Below are 16,618 nucleotides of genomic sequence, written 5' to 3'. Positions count from 1 at the left end.
CTTGGCATTCGCCTAGGAAATTACTATAGTCACAACAATCGTTCCGGCGTACGGAATTCTTTGAGCGTCTTCACCTTCCCACCGGACTCCCGGCAAGGAAGTCCTATCTTTCCCAGCGAGAGGCTTTCGGACATGACGGTTGGACATACCCTTCGGTCGACACCACGGTTCAGAGTTGTTGCCCTGGCCGCGCTTGCGACAGCTGCTTTGGCACTGACAGGCTGCTCGAGCGACGCCACGGCCTCCGACGACGGGGGCACCCAGACCACTACGATTCGTATCGCACCTCAACCGATCGCGGACTTCGCACCGATCTGGCTGGGTATGGAGCAGGGATTCTTCACCGATGAGGGGCTCGACATTCAACTGGTCGAGGGTGGGGCCAGCTCGTCGGCTCAAATTCCGTTGCTGCTCAGCGGAAATGCAGATATGGCAGCCACGACTGCCGCTGCCGCAATTCAGGCACGCAGCCAGAACATGCCCGTCACCATTGTCGGAGGGCTCACGAATTTTGCCGCGAATGACAGCGTCGACCAGTCCGGTCTCGTGGTCGCCAAGGACAGTTCCATCAGCGGCTTCCGTGACCTCGAAGGCAAGACCGTCGCGATCAGCGGTTTGAAGTCCGTCAGCGAAGCAGTCATCTCTGCCGCGGTGGAGAAATCCGGCGGAGCAGCGGACAAGGTCTCGTTCATTCAGGCGCCCATGCCCAACCTCGGCGACCTGGTTTCCACCGGCGGGGCCGACGCGGCATTCCTCATCGATCCGTTCCTGAGTAAAGCAACCGACTCGGGGCTGAAGATCCTCGGCCACCCCTTCCCCTTGGCCGCACCCGGTGTTCCGGGGACCTCGCTGGTCGCTTCGGAATCGTTTGTCAATGCGAACCCTGACTCACTCGCGAAATTCCGTACGGCGCTTGCCAAATCAGTTGACTACGCCAATCAGAATCCGGACGCGGTCAAGGCCGCACTCTCGACACAAGCCAAGATTCCGCTCGAAATGCTGGCCAACAGCAAGAATCCTCAGTTCGTCGCAGTAGTAGAACCGGGCGCACTCGGCACGGAGATCGAACTGCTGGTCAAGTACGGGGTTCTGACGGAGTCGGTTGACAGCGATTCCTTGCTGACTCCGGCCAACTGAGTTGTCTGCCTTGACAACCCCGAAAACACGCCGCAGGCAGGTACTGCTCGGGCGGCTGCTGACGCTCTTCGCGTTGGCAGCCGCCTGGCAGGTCTTCGGAATGCTGGGCGACGAGAACGTCAAGGGTGTTCCGAAGTTCAGTGACGTGGCAGTGGCTTTCGTGGACGAGCTCGGCACCTCATCGCTGTGGACGTCATTGGGACAGACCTTGACCACCACCGCCATCGGATTAGCTCTGTGCCTGGTGATCGGTATCCCGGCAGGACTGCTGCTTGCCGCGCACCCGTTTCTGACAGTCTCTTCCCGCTTCGTCATCGACTTCTGCCGGACCGTGCCTCCGCTCGCGATCATCCCGCTCTTTCTGTTGATCATGGGCCCGACACAACGTATGGCGGTGGCGCTGATCGTGGCGGTGAGCGTGTGGCCGATCCTGCTCCAGACCATCCACGGCGTCCGCAACGTCGATCCGGAACTACTTGCCACCGCACGCTCCTTCCGGCTTCCCCTGTGGCGCAGACTTGCTCTCGTAGTTGCACCCGCGTCGATGCCGTACATCTTCACGGGAATTCGCATTTCGGCAACACTGAGTTTGCTACTGACCATCGGCGCCGAACTGATCGCCGGCGTTCCCGGACTCGGCAAGGAAATCCTGCTGAGCCAATCCGTTCCCGATCGAATGTTCGCACTGATCATCGTCGCCGGATTACTCGGTATGCTGCTCGCCTTCGCTGTGATGGCAATCGAGAATCGTTTACTTGCTTGGCATTACATCCCGAGGAGGATGACGACGTGAGAATGATGTCCGGGATTCGACTCCTCGCGTGGGAGCTGTGGTTGCCGATCTTGATCGTCGTCGTGTGGTACTTCGGATCCGCGTCGAGTAAGTCTCCGTACTTTCCGCCGCTGTCACGAATCTGGAAAGCATTTGTGGACAACTGGTTCGGGGCAGGATTTGCACGCGATGTAGTGCCCAGCCTGACCAATCTCGGCTTCGGTCTCGCCGTAGCACTGGTGCTCGGCATCGGGGCCGGCCTTCTTCTTGCACTGTTTCCACTGGCTGCAGACATCGCCGATCCGTTTCTCCAATTCTTCCGTGCCATCCCCGCACTGGCCGTACTGCCGGCCCTGTTCATCGTCTTCGGCACAGGTTCTTCGGGCAACGTCGCCGCCATCGCTTTCGGCGCGGTCTGGCCGATACTCCTCAACACCCTCGACGGCATTCGCTCCATCGACCCGAGTATTCGATTGGTGGCGCGCAGCTATCGCATCCGAACACCCCTGCTGGTCACGCAGGTACTCCTCCCCGGAGCGATGCCTCAGATAACGGTCGGTATCCGTACCAGTCTCGCGATCGGTGTCGTCATCATGGTCGGCAGCGAAATGTATGTCTCCACTGCGGGAATCGGCCACTTCGTGATCGTCGCGCAACAGACCTTTGCCATCGCAGACATGTGGTCCGGAATCCTCCTGCTCGGAATCATCGGGTACGTGCTCAACGTCGGCTACGGCGTGATCGAACGATGGTTGCTCAGATGGCAGCCTCGGACCCACGGCGCACTCGCAGTGAAAGGAAACTGATGTCATCCACAGAATCTGCGGCATCCACCCCCGCAGTCGAACTGAACGGCCTCGGAGTGACCTACGGAGGACCTACCGGCCGCGAAGTGCTTCGCGGGATCGATCTTTCGGTTGCACCGGGAGAAATCGTATGCATCGTCGGACATTCCGGAATCGGCAAGAGCACGTTGATTCGTTGCATCGCCGGTCTGCAGAAGCCGACTACAGGTGAGGTCCGCATCGCCGGGATCGCAATCGACGCTCCGCCCGCCACTCTTGCGCTCGTGTCGCAAGATTACGGACGCACACTGATGCCCTGGCTTCGAGTGGGCGAGAACATTCGCCTGCCACTGCGGGGCAACGGCCTGGCGCGCAAGGTTCAGAACGAGAGGGTAACCGAGGCACTCACCGTCGTCGGTCTGGAAGGTGCTGCGCGTTCGTACCCTTGGCAGTTGTCCGGCGGAATGCAGCAGAGAGTGGCGATAGCTCGCGCTCTCGCCTATCGGCCGCAGGTGCTCCTCATGGACGAACCCTTTGCGTCGGTCGATGCGCAGACCCGCGCGGAACTCGAAGACCTGCTGCTGACGCTTCAGCGTGATCTTGGCATCACCGTCCTCCTCGTCACCCACGACGTCGACGAATCGGTGTACCTGTCCGATCGAGTGGTCGTCCTCGGCGGAACTCCGGCATTGACGCAGGACATCGTCGACGTCCCGTTGACCGGAGCTCGAGATCAACTGACCACCAAGGCAGACCCACTGTTCATCGAGTGCCGTACCAGGGTCCTGTCCGCGATCCAGCAGTCGAAGGTGGTGGCGCCCGTGTCGTAAGCGCCTCGCCTAGGCTGGCTCCGTGATCCTTCTCCTCATCGGCCTCGCGCTGCTCGGATTCTGCGGCTACCGGTTCAGGCAGGATCGACGGAGGCTGAGCAACGGCGTCTACCTACTTCTCGGACTGATCTTCACCGGTCTGTGGATGTTGCAGTCGGGTGCGCCGGGAACCGAGGTCCCGTCGTTCGTCATCGCGACGATCGCTCTGCTCTCGCCGTTGCTGGTGCTCATGCTTGCAGGATTCCTGATCGTCAACGGAGTCACGATGCTGCGGCGCGAGGGATTCAGCGTCGCGAATCTGCTCTCACTCGTCGCCGGACTCGGCCTGCTCGTTCCCTACGTGTTGCTCGCATCAGCGCTGCTGACGCAGAGATATTGGCTCGCAGTCGTTCTCGGTTCGTTCAGCCTGGTCGCGTCGTACCTGGGGTTTCTGTTCACGAGCTTTCTGCTCTACTCCTACGTCTACGGACGCCAGAAGTACCAGCCCGGAATGGACGCGATAGTGGTGCACGGCGCCGGGCTTTCGGGCGCCGACGTGACGCCCCTGCTTGCCAGTCGTCTGGACAAGGCTGCGGACGTCTATCGTGCCGAGGTCCGCGAAGGACGTTCACCGCTGTTGGTCGTCAGCGGTGGGAAGGGTTCGGACGAGGTCGTCAGCGAGGCGGAGGCAATGTGCGTCTACCTCGTCGATCACGGAATCCCGCGCGAGAACGTGATGCTCGAGGACCGCTCGACCACCACGCTCGAGAACCTCGAGTACACGCGGGACCTCCTCCGCGCCGACACCACGGACCCTCGAATGGTTCTGGTCACCAGCAACTTCCACATACTTCGAACCGCGACGTTTGCCCGAAGCCTCGATCTGGATGCGGAAGTCATCGGTTCCCACACCGCCCGGTACTACCTGCCGAGCGCCATTCTGCGCGAGTTCGCCGCCGTCACGGTGGAGCACAAGTGGCTCAACGGAACGGTCTGCCTGATCCTGGCCGCCCTGCCCCCACTGGTGGTCTGGGCGGCAGGAGGCATTTCGTAGCAAGGTTCACCGAATCAGGCTCTCGATTCCCGTCGGTCGGCGACCCAACAGCAGTTCGACGGCCGCACTGCCGGCGAGGAAGTCATGGTGGTTGTAGAAGTCGAACATCGCGGCCAGACGCGAGCTGGCGTTGACGTCGAGGTCGTTGCCGATCCGTTCGCGCCATTGATCCACGCTGATCTGATCGATCGCGACGGTCCGTGACGTCTGCTTCTCCACCATCTGTGCCACCTCCATGACGCTCAGAGCTTCAGGGCCGCCCACTTCGTACGTCGCTCCGTGATGCTCACCCGGGCCCTCGCTCAGAACCACAGCGGCAACGGCCGCCACGTCCGCCAAACTCACGAACGAGAATTTCGTGTCCGCGCTGTACGGCAAGACGACGGTCTCGGATCGACCAGTGAGTACCGCCTCGAAGTTCTCGGCATACGCACACGGCTGCAACACAGTCCACTTCAGCGGGGAGCGATGCAGTTCGTCCTCACACTTGGCTTTGTCCAGGTGATGCGGCATGGACGGGCTGAACGGCCACGCGACGGAGTGATAGACAAAGTGCTCCACTCCCGCCGAAGCCGCTGCCGTCAGCGCATTGCGAAGAAGTGCCGGCTCGTCGGGATGGACGTTGGGGGCGATGAAATACACGCCCCGGCATCCGGCGAGCGCCTTGCGCAGTCCGCTTCCGGTTTCCAGTTCTACCTCGAAGTCGCCGTCGACACGGGCCTTCCGCACCAGTCGCCGAACTGTCACGCTCGGCGGAAGTGCTGCGACAACTGCCTCACCGGTCTTACCCGCGGCGCCGATCACCGCAATGTCGGCGCCGCGAGCAATTCCGTTCTCCATGAGAGTTTTCCGTCCTAGACGTAGTCGTAGACCGCTGAGGTGGCGCCACCCGAAAGCTGCGCGTAGCCCGGACCCCGATCGAAGAAGGGTTCGTTCTCACCGCGCTCCGAGCGCAACTGATCCCGGAGCTCCGTGGTAGCAGCCTCGTCGACAGACGGCTCGTCACCGTCGATCACGACAACTCCGTAGTCGTCGCGTGCGCCTTCGACCGAAACCTTGCGCCACTGAATATCTCGCAAAACTTCCTCGGTGGGACGCTCCAGTGGATCTCCCCAACCGCCGCCACCGGTGGTACGAATCCGTACGACCTCGCCGGCCTTGATCGGCTCGGCATCGGTCAGCGCGTCGAACTCACGCTCGTTCGGTCCACCCGGATCCAGGACGACGGAGAACGGCCGACCGGCCTTGCCACCCTTGACTCCCCAGCAGGCGAGAATCGAACGGTCCGCGATGGACATGAAGTGAGCATCCTTGAGCATGCGGATGTGCTTCTCGTATCCCAGGCCACCGCGGTAACGTCCGGCTCCGCCCGAATCCATAGCCAGACCGAGCTTTTCGACGATGAAGGGGAAACGGCTCTCGGTGAACTCGGTCGGCAGGTTCCGTGAATCGGGAACGACGTGAATCGTGTCCTCGCCGTCGGCGTAGTAGCGTCCGCCGGAACCTCCGCCGAGCACCTCTCGCATGAGGTACGAGTGACCCTCGAAGTCCTCACCGTAAACACCGGTGTACCTGATGGTCTCCTGATCGGCGGGCATGTTGCCGTCCACAGCCTTGGCCACGACGCCGGCCAGCACTCCGAGCAGACGAAGGATGACAAACGTGCGAGCGTTGGTGGGGGCGGGGAAGATCGGGGTGATCAGTGTTCCCTTCTCGGGGAACTTCATCTCGATCAGCGGTACGACGCCCTCGTTGACATCCAGTTCTGCCATGCGCTCCGGGGTGTCCGCGAGGTTACGCAGAATCGGCGCCAACCACTTGATGAGGAAGTTTCCGTCCGCGTAGTCGCCGCAGTGGTTGATCGGGCCCTTTGCCTGCGGTCCGGTTCCGTTGAAGTCCAGGATGAGTCGCTCGCCGCCCTCGTCTTCCGGCCGCGTCTTCGTGAGCGTGATTCGCTGGATGTGGAGCATCGGCTCGTCCACGCCGTCGTGCTCTGCGTAGTCCTCCCAGGTGTACTCACCGACCGGGATCTTGCTGAGGATCTCGCGGCGGTACGTCTCGGTGGTCGCGTCCATCATCGCGTCGAAGCACGACTCGACGGTGTCGACGCCGTAGCGCTCGAACAGTTCGGTGAGTCGGCGCGCACCCATCAGGCACGCCGAGCACTCGGCGTCGAGATCGGCTGCGAGAGCGTCGGGCATGCGGGAGTTGCGCGTCATGATGCGCAGCGCCGCCTCGTTGGGAACTCCCTGGTCCCACAGTTTGATCGGCGGAACCATCAGTCCCTCTTCGTACACCGTGGTCGCACCGGACGGCATGGAGCCGGGGCAGCAACCGCCGATGTCGTCGTGGTGACCGAACGCCTGAACGAACGCAACAACTTTCGGCTCCGCATCAGGAGTGACGCGGGCGAAGACAGGCACGGTGACGCAGAGGTCGGGGAGATGGCCGATGCCACCTTCGGACAGGTAGACGTCGTTGTGGAAGTACACGTCTCCCGGCTTCATCGTCTCGAGTGGGAAGTCCCGGGCGATCGGATGAACCAGGGCGGAATACGAACGGCCCGTGAGCTTACGGAGGTTCCGGTCGTGAATACCTGCGCGGAAGTCGTGAGCGTCACGGATCATCGGTGAGCGCGAGGTGCGCGAGATGGAGGTCTCCACCTCCATCTCCACGCTGGCCAGGTAACCGGCGACGATCTCGACCAGAATCGGATCAGGTGACGCGCCGTCGGTAGCGGTGAGTCGGTACGGCTTGGCCGCGGTGGCAGCAGCAGCATCGAGAATGGCGGTCATCACTTCACTCCGTTCGAGTCGGAAGACTTCGAGATACGAATGTTCCCGAAGGTGTCGATACGTGCCGAGAATCCGGGATGGATCGGGACAGTCGAGCTGAACTCCTCGATCACGGCCGGTCCTTCGATGACGTCACCCGCACCGAGCAGTGTGCGATCGTAGGTGGCCGTCTCGACCCAGCTGTCGAAATAGGATTGGCGCGAACCGGTTCGGGCGGTCTCGGCACCGTTTCCGGCGGGAATTTCCTTGAGTGTCGGACGCTTGATCGGGCCGATGCCACTCACGCGCAGGTTGACCCACTCGACGTGCTGCGACGGGTCTCCCCGAAAGTCGTAGCCGTACAGTTCACGGTGTGCCTGGTGGAATGCCTCGGCCGCGTCATCCATGATCTGGGCCGTGACGGTGCCTTCCGCCACGGGGACACGTACCTCGAAGGCCTGACCGAGGTAGCGAAGGTCCGCAGTCCGGGAGTACTTGCGCTGCGTCTCGTCGAAACCTTCTTCGGCGAGCGCGATCTCGGCTTCGCCGGCCAACGCGTCGAACTGGCTCTGCAGGTCTTCCGCCTTCAACCGGTCGTGGCGGCTGACATGAGTCTGAACGTAGTCGTTGCGCACGTCGACCGTCAGTAGACCGAACGCAGAGACGTTACCCGGATTGAGTGGGACGAGAACATCTTTCAGGCCGAGGATGTCAACGAGGCGGCAGGCGAGCAGGGAGCCGGAGCCACCGAAGGTCACGAGGGTGAAGTCGCGAACGTCGAGACCGCGCTTGACGGTGATCTGGCGCAGGGCGTTGGCCTGGTTCCATGCCGAGACCTCGAGGACGCCGACCGCGCACTCCTCGTAACCCAGACTGAGCTGTGTTGCAAGCTCTTCGAGGCCCTTGCGTGCCAGTTCGGTGTCGAGGGGGATCTCGCCACCGAGCAGGTGGGGTGGGATGCGCCCCAGCAAGACATGCGCATCGGTGATGGTCGGTTCGCTACCGCCCTTGCCGTAGCACAACGGTCCGGGATCGGCGCCCGCCGACTGAGGCCCGACCCGGAGGGTGTGTTCCGGTGTCATCCACGCGATCGACCCGCCACCGGCGCCGACGGTCACGACGTCGATCATCGGGATCTTCGACGGGTAGTTGCCCACTCGCCCTTCGGTGGTCAGCGCGGGCTCGCCGCGAACCACGACGGTGACGTCCGTCGACGTTCCGCCGCCGTCACAGGTCAACACCTGCTCGACGCCGGCTGCGTCGGCGATCAGCGCGGCGCCGAGGGCGCCGGCAGCCGGTCCGGAAAGCACCGTCGTAATAGGCTGGTGAACAACCTCTTTGGCCGACAGGACACCACCGTTCGACTTCATGACGTAGAACGGGATGTCGCGAGGTTCGCCGTCGGTGGTCGAGAACTCACGCAGACGATTCGCGATGTTGTTCACGTAGTTGCGGATGTTCGGCTTGACCGCGGCGTCCACGAGGGTGGTGATGGACCGCTCGTACTCGCGGTACTCACGAAGCACCTGGCTCGAGATGCTCACCGTCGCGTCGGGGAAAACTTCGAAGAGGATGTCGCGTACGCGCTCCTCGTGCGTCGGATCGGCGTACGAGTGCATGAGGCAGACACCGATGGTGCGAATGCCGCGGTCCTTGAAGAACTGCGCTGCGCTGCGGACGCTCTCTTCGTCGAGTGGGCGAATCTCGCTGCCGTCGAAGGAAAGCCGTCCACCGACGGTGCGTACCCGATCGGCAGGAACGATGCGTTCGGGCTTGACCCAGAAGTACGAGTTGCCGTAACCGTCCGGCACCGACTGACGAGCGATTTCGAGAACGTGCTCGTAACCCTCGGTGGTGATGAAGCCGAGGTTCTCCACCTTGCCTTCGAGCAGTTTGTTGGTCGCGACGGTCGTGCCGTGGCTGACCGCACCGATCGAGTCGCCGCTCTCGCCGAGCTTGGCGAGCACTTTCTCGATACCGGCGAGAAAGCCCTCGGCGGGGTCCGCCGGAGTGGACGGGGTCTTGGTGGTGACGATGGCGCCGGTTTCGTCGTCCACTGCCACGATGTCGGTGAACGTTCCGCCGGTATCGATACCGACCCGAATCTTCCTGGGTTCCACGCTTCCTCCTGAGATCTTTGGCTCGTCTCGTCTGGTACCGATCGACGGTGTGACCTAGCCGGTGAGTGGCTCGTACCTGACGTGTAGTGCTATTCCACAGGTTCGGAAGGGCGGATTCTTTGTCACAATTCGCCGAATCGGGGGACCAAGGTTCGGCGCACGATCACGAGCGGATCTTCGCCCGCGCCCCAGCGGGTTACGCGGACGTGAAAAATGCCCCGAACCTGGTCGGTTCGGGGCATTTCCCTCATCGCAAAACAGCTGTAGAAGCCCTGTCGATACGCTGCTGCACTACTCGCGACAACCAGAACGCGCCAGGAATCCGCCTATAGCAACACCTGACAAAGCAATGGCCGCTCCGACGACGGCGCTGACCATCACGGTGCGAGCATCGGCGCCACCCGCGGTCGGTGCAGCAGCCGGAAGAATCGCCGGTGCCGCGACAGCTCCGGAAACTACCGGCACCGCCTCGACCGACGCTGCCGGTATTGCCGCCGCCACGGCGGCAGTGACCTTCTCGGGAATGCCGTTGGCGATGACGCCGTCGATGCTCTTGAAGAACACCCCGGCCATCTTCTTGGCGACACCGGTGATCATCCGCTGTCCGACGCCGCCGACCATCCCGCCGACTACCGCGTCGGCGTCGTACGAAAGCAGCGTGCCACCCTCGTTCTCCGTCAAGGTGACCGTGACGTCCGCCTTCACCGTGCCGGGAGCACCCGCCCCCGAAGCCGTCATGACAAACGAATTGGGCCGATTCTGTTGCGACAGAACAACCTCGCCGTCGTAGACACCCTTGATCGACGCGACTCCCGCCATGATGGAGAGCTTGTAGTGATTGTCCGTGAGCTGCTCGAGCGACTGCACACCGGGAATGGTCGCGGCCAGTACACGACCGTCCTGGAGCTTGTCGTAGACCTCTTCTCGAGGTGCCGTCAGCTGCGCGGTGCCGGCGATTCTCATGCATTCTCCTCTGATGACGAACTCGCATGTGCGAGTCGAAGTTCGAACAGTTCGGACGGTGAAATAGGCATGGACGTGATCGAGATTCCTTCGGCATCCTCGATGGCGGCCGCGATGACGGCGCTGGTCGGGATCACACCGGCCTCACCGGCGCCCTTCATACCGAGTGGGTTGAGCCCCGACGGCGTGACGGTGTGATCCATCTCGAGTGAATCCGGCATCTCGGTGACAAACGGCATCAAGAAGTCCATGTACGACGCGTTGAGCATCTGTCCGTGCTCGTCGTAGACGATCCGCTCGTAGAGTGCGCCGCCGATACCTTGCGCAACGGCGCCCATGACCTGGCCTTCGACGATGCGCGGATTGATCACGTTGCCGCAGTCGTGGATGACGACGTAACGACGGACCGTGATCTCGGCTGTGACGGGATCGGTTTCGACGATCGCCGCGTGCACTCCCGAAGCGAAAGTCGAACTGGGCGGCGAGTAGTAGCCGGTGGCTTCCAGACCGGGCTGCTCGCCCTCGGGAATCGGCGGCTTCGACATGTCCGTGTCGGTCGTGGCAAAACCGGTAGCCAACTTCGACTCACGGTCGAACGCATATCGCAGCGGGTTCGACAGCACGGCAACAACACTCAGCGGAACAGAAGTACCTTCCACTCCGGGCTCGGTGCCAAGTTTGCATACGTGGCCACCCTGGAGTTCCAGTTCGGCTTCCGGCAGATTCAAGATTCCGGACGCGATCTTCTTCGCCTTCTCCGCGACCATCTGCGCCGCGACATGGAAAGCCGAACCCGACATGACCGCGCCACGTGAGGCGAAAGTGCCGACGGCATAACCGAACCGGCGTGTGTCACCGGTGACGATCTCGACGTCGGAGACCTTGACTCCGAGATCGTCTGCAACGATCTGGGCGAACGCTGTCTGGTGGCCCTGCCCCTGCGTCGTCAAGCCTGTTGCCGCCTTGACCTTTCCGGACGTCTCGACCACTACGTGTGCGCCCTCGTATGGTCCGGGACCGGTTCCCTCGACGTACGCGCCGATGCCGATGCCGACCGACCGACCTTCGGCGCGAGCCTTCTTCTGGTACTCGGGAAATCCGTCCCAGTCGATGAGCTTCTTGAGCTTGTCGATACCGGCCTGGTAGTCACCCGTGTCGTAGATCAACGGGCGCCCGTCCTGGAACATGAGGCCGAAGTCGTACGGCATATCCTCGGGGCGAATGAAGTTCGCCTCCCGGACCGCGATCTTGTCCTTGTTCAGGTACTTGGCGATGGCGTCCATGGATCGCTCCATCGCGAACACGGCCTGCGGGCGTCCGGCGCCTCGGTACGGGGTCACGATGACCGTGTTGGTGTACAGCGAATAGGCGTTGACCCGGAACGACTTCGGCTTGTACGGCCCGAGAACCTGCGTCGCGGTGTTGATCATGACGATGATCCCGTACGGCAGGTACGCGCCGTTGTCGTGCCAGAACGTGAAGTCGAAAGCCAACAGACGACCCTCGTCGTCGAATCCGATGTCGATCTTCTGGATCTGTCCACGCTCGTGCGCGCTCGAGATGAAGTGCTCACGGCGATCCTCGACCCACTTCACCTCGCAGGAGACGCCGGCCTGGCCGAGGCGTCGCGCGGCCCACGTGATCATCACTTCTTCGGGCCACGGATGGACGATCTTGACACCGAATCCACCGCCGACGTCGGGAGCGATGCAGTGAACCTTGTTCAGTGCCATACCCAATCGCGCGGCAACGGCGGCGCGGGCGGAGGTAGACGTCTGGGTGGAGGTCCAGAACGTGAGGGTGTTCTCGTCGCCGTCCCAGCGTGCGTAGACACCCTTGCCCTCCATCGGCATGGATGCCGAACGCTCGATTTCGAGATCCAGCGTCAGTCGGTGCGGCGCGGACGCAAGTTCGGCGTCCGGATCGCCGAACCCGTGCTGCAGATGAGCGGCGATGTTGTCCGGGACATCGGCATGGACGGCGTTGTCGGCAGTGCGGGCGACGTCGATTCCCACTACCGGCTTCAGTGTCTCGTACGTGACATCGATCTTCGCGCACGCATCCTCGGCGATGTACCGATTGTCGGCGACCACCATGGCGATGGCTTCTCCGACGTGGTTCACCTCGTCCTTCGCAAGGGGATACCCGTTGCGCGGAGCGATGATTCCCGGATGCGGAATGAGCAGTGGCAGATTCTCCGCCATTTCCGGGGTGTCGGCCAGGAGATCTTCGTAGGTGTAGATGGCATGTACGCCAGGCACTTCCAGTGCCTGATCGATGTCGATGTCGACGATTCGCGCATGTGCATGCGGCGACCTGACGAATGCCGCGATCAGCGCGTTGTGGCCCAGATCGTCGAGATACCGCCCCTGACCGCTGAGCAGACGCGTATCTTCCTCGCGCGGAATCGGTTTGCCGAAGAACTTGCCGTCGTCGGCAACCGAATGATCGGCCGTCGAATGATCGGAAGCGGGGTGCTTCGCCCCGTTGCGCTTTGCTGGTTTGACCGGAGTACTCATGCCTTACCCGCCCGTCCTCCGACGGGATTCGTTGTTCCCCGCACCTTGCGATCCAACGCCTCCCGAGTGGATGCGTCGTCGATTCCGAGCGGGAACTGCCCGGCTCGTTCACGCTTGATCTCGGCTGCGCGCAGAACCGACGCCCTGATGTTCTGGTATCCCGTACAACGGCAGAGGTTTCCCGCTATAGCGTCCGTTGCTTCCTCACGCGTGGGATTGGGATTCTCCTCGAGAAACGCCGCGATGGTCGTCACGAATCCCGGAGTGCAGAATCCGCACTGCAAGCCGTGACAATCCTTGAACGCCTGCTGAACCGGATGCAAGGTGCCGTCCGGCTCGACGAGGCCTTCGACTGTGGTGATCGATCGACCTTCGAGGCTGGCGGCGAGGACGAGGCAGGATCGCACCGGCTTTCCATCGAGCAGCACGGTGCACGCACCACACACGCCGTGTTCACAACCGACGTGCGTGCCCGTCTTACGGAGGTGGTGACGAATGGCGTCCGAGGCCAGAGTGCGGGAGGGAAGAACGACGGTGCTCGTCACCTCGTTGAGCGTGAACGTCACGGCCACATGGTGTTCACCGGTATCTGCTGCCAGCTCGGCAAGTTGATCATCGATGGAGCGATCGTTTTTGGACATGGTCACCACTTTCCTGCCAGTACTGCGTTCTCACTGAGAGCATCTGTTGCCGCTGCAAACCCGACCCGCGCCGTGAGCGCGGACACCAGTTGCGAGCGGTACGCCGCCGTCCCGTGAATGTCTGCCTCGGTATCTATCTGCGCGCGGGCGCATTCCCCGAGGGTGCGCCAGCGCGGATCTCGCTGATCCGTCGCGGATGCCCCCGCCAGCACGTCCGTGTAGTCCACGACCTGCCCCAGCTCTCCGGCGGACACGTACGTCATGTGCGCTTCGGCCACCAGACCGTCGACCACGCGAATACGCGCAACGACACCGACCAGTGCGTAGTCACCGTGACGGCGCGCGATCTCGTCGATGGCGGTTCCCACACCGGGCTCGGCGGCCGGCACCGACACCGACACCGCGATCTCGTCAGATTCCAGGCTCGATTCGAGGGGACCGACAAAGAGATCCGTCGACGCGATCTCGCGGGTGCCACGCACCGACTGCACGCTCACGCTGCCCCCGAGCAGTGTCAGGACTGCCGGCATCTCCGCCGACGGGTCGGCATGGACGATGGAGCCGACGCTCGTCCCGCGGTTACGGATCGTGGGGTGCGCTACCAACTGCAGAGCGCGGTTCAGCAGAGGCTGAACTCGGCGAGCACCTTCGTCGGCCGCCAGCACCGAGTGCGTGGCCAGGGCCTGGAACCGCACTCCTTCGTCCTCGGACGAGGTCACCGAAGCGAGGTCAGGGATCGATCCGATGTCGACGATGTGGGCGGGGGCGGCGAGGCGCATGGACAGCAGCGGCACAAGCGATTGCCCACCGGCGAGCACCTTCCCCTCGTGAGATACCTCGGAGAGAATTCGGCACGCGTCCTCGACCGAGGACGGTCGGTGATAAGTCAGCGGCGACGGTTTCATTACTCAATCCTGCCTCTATGAGTCACTTCACGTTTTGTGCAGATGTGACAACGGTCACGGGTCATACCTGGCATACATTCAACTTGGCATCACGTGAGCTGCACCACTGGCTCTTCCCTTTCGTCATCTGACGCATTCGCCCCCGGCGTTGCGCCCGGTCGCCGCCCGGACTTCGGCCTGTCCAGCTCGGGGTTCCGGGACCCGACGAACTGGCAGAGGTGGTACATCACGATCACGACGATGGTGCCGAGCGCGATACCTCCGAGCGAGAACGTGTCACTGAATTTCAGAGCCGTGTCACCGATACCGATGATCAGGCCGGCGGCGATCGGCATCAGATTCAACGGATTCCCGAAGTCGACACCGTTTTCCTTCCAGATCTTGGCGCCGAGCAGACCGATCATGCCGAACAGAACCACCAGGATTCCGCCGAGAACGCCGCCGGGAGTCGCCGCCATGACTGCTCCGAACTTGGGCGAGAAGCCGAGCAGGATCGCGATGAAACCCGCGATCACGTACGCGGCGGTCGAGTACACCCGAGTGGCTGCCATGACACCGATGTTCTCGGCGTGCGTCGTCGTGGGGGAGCCGCCTACCGCGCTGGCGATGGCGGTGGCAAAACCGTCACCGGCAATTGCGCGTCCGATGTAGGGGTCGAGATCGTCGCCCGTGATCTCGGCGACCGCCTTGACGTGTCCGGCGTTTTCCGCGACCAGTGCGATGACACCCGGAAGGACCAGAACGATGAACGTGAGGCTGAACGAGGGAGCGTGAATACCGACGATTCCGTTGGCTTCGTCCGAGAACGGCGGCAACCCGAACCACGACGCCGAGTGCACCGAATCCCAGTTGACACGAAAGTGCTCGGTGGGTGCTCCGCTACCCCCGGCGGATGTGACCGGGCCGGAGACCCGGTCGAGGACCCAGGAGAAGATGTAGCCGAAAACCAGCGCGACGAGAATGGCGATACGTCCCAAGAAGCCGCGTAGCGCAACACTCATCACGATCAACGCAACCATCACGATCAGTGCCACCCACTGGTCCTGCGGCCAGTACGATCCCGCGACAACTGGAGCCAGGTTGAATCCGATCAACATCACCACTGCGCCGGTGACCACCGGGGGTAGCGCCTTACTGATGACGCCACCGCCGAGGAAGTGGATGGCGACGCCGACAAATCCCAGAACCAGCCCCGACACCAGAATCGCGCCGGTCACTTCCGCCGTCGTTCCGCCCTGGGCGCGAATGGCTGCGACACCGCCGACAAAGGCCGCCGACGTACCGAGGTAACTGGGGACGCGTCCTTTGACCACCAGCAGGAAGAAGAGGGTACAGAAACCCGACATCATCACGGCAAGTTGAGGATTGAGACCCATGATGATCGGGAAGACGAACGTCGCCCCGAACATCGACACGACATGTTGGCCGCCCAACCCGATGGTCCTCGTCCAACTGAGTCGCTCGCCCGGCGCTACCACTTCACCGGGTCCGATGTTCTTGCCATCTCCGTGCAACGTCCAGATCGGCATGACGAGACCTTTCGCGAAGGAGGAAGGTGTTCGAAATGCTTTGTGCCCCAGCTCACAAACACCGTGTCTGGAGTGAAACGCTAATACAGCACCAAGTTTTGGACGTGATGACAATCTGCCAGAACCCACTCACCGAGATTGGCAACAATGGTGACAGATGATGCGGACAGGGGTCATCGTCAGTGCTGGAGACAGTTTCGACCGAAATGGGGGCGCCGTCACGAAGGGCCCCAACATTTTCTTCGGCTTAATGGTTCCGTAACACGATGTCTGTCAACGGAAAACGATTCTCCTAGCCGAGGGCTGCGAGGATCCCCGCGGCCATCTCGGCGACCTGATCATCGGTCATCACAAACGTCGGCGAAATCTGCATCGCACCCTGACCCGCAGCGCGACCCGAAATACCATGCTCACGAAGCGTCTTCACAAACGGCAACGCCTCCGCCGGATCAGCCAACTGCACAGCCGCGACCGCACCGAGCCCACTACGAACCTCCGCCACCCGCGGATGCTCCGCCAGCGGCTGCAGATGCGTATGCAACGACGCCTCCAAACGCTTCGACTCCGCGAGCAGATTCTCACGCTCGAGAATGTCGAGGTTCGCCATCGC

14 protein-coding genes are annotated in these 16,618 nt (G+C 62.3%); 5 read left to right on the top strand and 9 right to left on the bottom strand.

Annotation, left to right across the window (positions count from 1 at the left end; all coding sequences use genetic code 11):
- Nucleotides 1-132: 132 nt before the first annotated feature.
- The 5 genes from ACFQ6H_RS26755 to ACFQ6H_RS26735 are packed head-to-tail and all read left to right on the top strand — an operon-like array spanning nucleotide 133 to nucleotide 4,557.
- Nucleotides 133-1,137, top strand: coding sequence for an ABC transporter substrate-binding protein (locus ACFQ6H_RS26755; RefSeq protein WP_378649620.1), 1,005 nt, complete (start codon nucleotides 133-135; stop codon nucleotides 1,135-1,137).
- Between the two features lie 10 nt (nucleotides 1,138-1,147).
- Entirely contained in the window at nucleotides 1,148-1,930 is a 783-nt protein-coding gene (locus ACFQ6H_RS26750; protein ID WP_378649618.1) for an ABC transporter permease, read from the top strand.
- Nucleotides 1,931-1,932: 2 nt separating this feature from the next.
- Entirely contained in the window at nucleotides 1,933-2,715 is a 783-nt protein-coding gene (locus ACFQ6H_RS26745; protein ID WP_378532687.1) for an ABC transporter permease, read from the top strand.
- Nucleotides 2,715-3,524, top strand: coding sequence for an ABC transporter ATP-binding protein (locus ACFQ6H_RS26740; RefSeq protein ID WP_378649616.1), 810 nt, complete (start codon nucleotides 2,715-2,717; stop codon nucleotides 3,522-3,524). The genes ACFQ6H_RS26745 and ACFQ6H_RS26740 overlap by 1 nt, the downstream gene beginning before the upstream one ends.
- A gap of 22 nt (nucleotides 3,525-3,546) precedes the next feature.
- Nucleotides 3,547-4,557 carry a YdcF family protein gene (locus ACFQ6H_RS26735; protein ID WP_378649614.1) on the top strand — a complete coding sequence of 337 codons (1,011 nt, stop codon included), beginning with the start codon at nucleotides 3,547-3,549 and terminating at the stop codon, nucleotides 4,555-4,557.
- Between the two features lie 6 nt (nucleotides 4,558-4,563).
- Here ACFQ6H_RS26735 and ACFQ6H_RS26730 read toward each other — a convergent pair whose 3' ends face one another.
- The 9 genes from ACFQ6H_RS26730 to ACFQ6H_RS26690 all read right to left on the bottom strand — a co-directional run.
- Nucleotides 4,564-5,397 (bottom strand): NmrA family NAD(P)-binding protein, encoded by an 834-nt coding sequence (locus tag ACFQ6H_RS26730; RefSeq protein ID WP_378649612.1) that lies wholly within the window; start codon nucleotides 5,395-5,397, stop codon nucleotides 4,564-4,566.
- A 14-nt stretch (nucleotides 5,398-5,411) separates the two neighbouring features.
- Nucleotides 5,412-7,352, bottom strand: coding sequence for a hydantoinase B/oxoprolinase family protein (locus ACFQ6H_RS26725; RefSeq protein WP_378649610.1), 1,941 nt, complete (start codon nucleotides 7,350-7,352; stop codon nucleotides 5,412-5,414).
- A complete protein-coding gene (locus ACFQ6H_RS26720; RefSeq protein WP_378649608.1) occupies nucleotides 7,352-9,451 on the bottom strand; it encodes a hydantoinase/oxoprolinase family protein in 2,100 nt (699 codons plus the stop codon). Before ACFQ6H_RS26720 ends, ACFQ6H_RS26725 begins: the two co-directional genes overlap by 1 nt.
- A 291-nt stretch (nucleotides 9,452-9,742) precedes the next feature.
- Nucleotides 9,743-10,414, bottom strand: a complete 672-nt coding sequence (locus ACFQ6H_RS26715) for a carbon monoxide dehydrogenase subunit G (protein WP_113682843.1) — start codon at nucleotides 10,412-10,414, stop codon at nucleotides 9,743-9,745.
- Nucleotides 10,411-12,933 carry an aerobic carbon-monoxide dehydrogenase large subunit gene (gene cutA, locus ACFQ6H_RS26710; protein WP_378649606.1) on the bottom strand — a complete coding sequence of 841 codons (2,523 nt, stop codon included), beginning with the start codon at nucleotides 12,931-12,933 and terminating at the stop codon, nucleotides 10,411-10,413. Before cutA ends, ACFQ6H_RS26715 begins: the two co-directional genes overlap by 4 nt.
- A complete protein-coding gene (locus ACFQ6H_RS26705) occupies nucleotides 12,930-13,574 on the bottom strand; it encodes a (2Fe-2S)-binding protein (protein WP_029256750.1) in 645 nt (214 codons plus the stop codon). The genes cutA and ACFQ6H_RS26705 overlap by 4 nt, the downstream gene beginning before the upstream one ends.
- Before the next feature lie 2 nt (nucleotides 13,575-13,576).
- A complete protein-coding gene (locus ACFQ6H_RS26700) occupies nucleotides 13,577-14,479 on the bottom strand; it encodes an FAD binding domain-containing protein (RefSeq protein WP_378448500.1) in 903 nt (300 codons plus the stop codon).
- Between the two features lie 89 nt (nucleotides 14,480-14,568).
- Entirely contained in the window at nucleotides 14,569-16,008 is a 1,440-nt protein-coding gene (locus ACFQ6H_RS26695) for a uracil-xanthine permease family protein (RefSeq protein ID WP_378649604.1), read from the bottom strand.
- Between the two features lie 292 nt (nucleotides 16,009-16,300).
- A partial coding sequence (locus ACFQ6H_RS26690) for an aminotransferase class III-fold pyridoxal phosphate-dependent enzyme (RefSeq protein WP_378649602.1) occupies nucleotides 16,301-16,618 on the bottom strand: 318 nt, incomplete at its 5' end.

It is taken from the genome of Rhodococcus sp. NPDC056506 (assembly GCF_042794945.1).
Taxonomy (GTDB): Bacteria; Actinomycetota; Actinomycetes; order Mycobacteriales; family Mycobacteriaceae; genus Rhodococcus_F.
This window is presented reverse-complemented; position numbering and strand designations above follow the sequence as displayed.

What these genes read in the sequence shown, in the direction of transcription:
- cutA (WP_378649606.1), bottom strand. Translation starts at nt 12,933, where the DNA reads ATGAGTACTCCGGTCAAACCAGCAAAGCGCAACGGGGCGAAGCACCCC.
- ACFQ6H_RS26725 (WP_378649610.1), bottom strand. Translation starts at nt 7,352, where the DNA reads ATGACCGCCATTCTCGATGCTGCTGCTGCCACCGCGGCCAAGCCGTAC.
- ACFQ6H_RS26730 (WP_378649612.1), bottom strand. Translation starts at nt 5,397, where the DNA reads ATGGAGAACGGAATTGCTCGCGGCGCCGACATTGCGGTGATCGGCGCC.
- ACFQ6H_RS26755 (WP_378649620.1), top strand. Translation starts at nt 133, where the DNA reads ATGACGGTTGGACATACCCTTCGGTCGACACCACGGTTCAGAGTTGTT.
- ACFQ6H_RS26740 (WP_378649616.1), top strand. Translation starts at nt 2,715, where the DNA reads ATGTCATCCACAGAATCTGCGGCATCCACCCCCGCAGTCGAACTGAAC.
- ACFQ6H_RS26705 (WP_029256750.1), bottom strand. Translation starts at nt 13,574, where the DNA reads ATGTCCAAAAACGATCGCTCCATCGATGATCAACTTGCCGAGCTGGCA.
- ACFQ6H_RS26745 (WP_378532687.1), top strand. Translation starts at nt 1,933, where the DNA reads ATGATGTCCGGGATTCGACTCCTCGCGTGGGAGCTGTGGTTGCCGATC.
- ACFQ6H_RS26695 (WP_378649604.1), bottom strand. Translation starts at nt 16,008, where the DNA reads ATGCCGATCTGGACGTTGCACGGAGATGGCAAGAACATCGGACCCGGT.
- ACFQ6H_RS26700 (WP_378448500.1), bottom strand. Translation starts at nt 14,479, where the DNA reads ATGAAACCGTCGCCGCTGACTTATCACCGACCGTCCTCGGTCGAGGAC.
- ACFQ6H_RS26715 (WP_113682843.1), bottom strand. Translation starts at nt 10,414, where the DNA reads ATGAGAATCGCCGGCACCGCGCAGCTGACGGCACCTCGAGAAGAGGTC.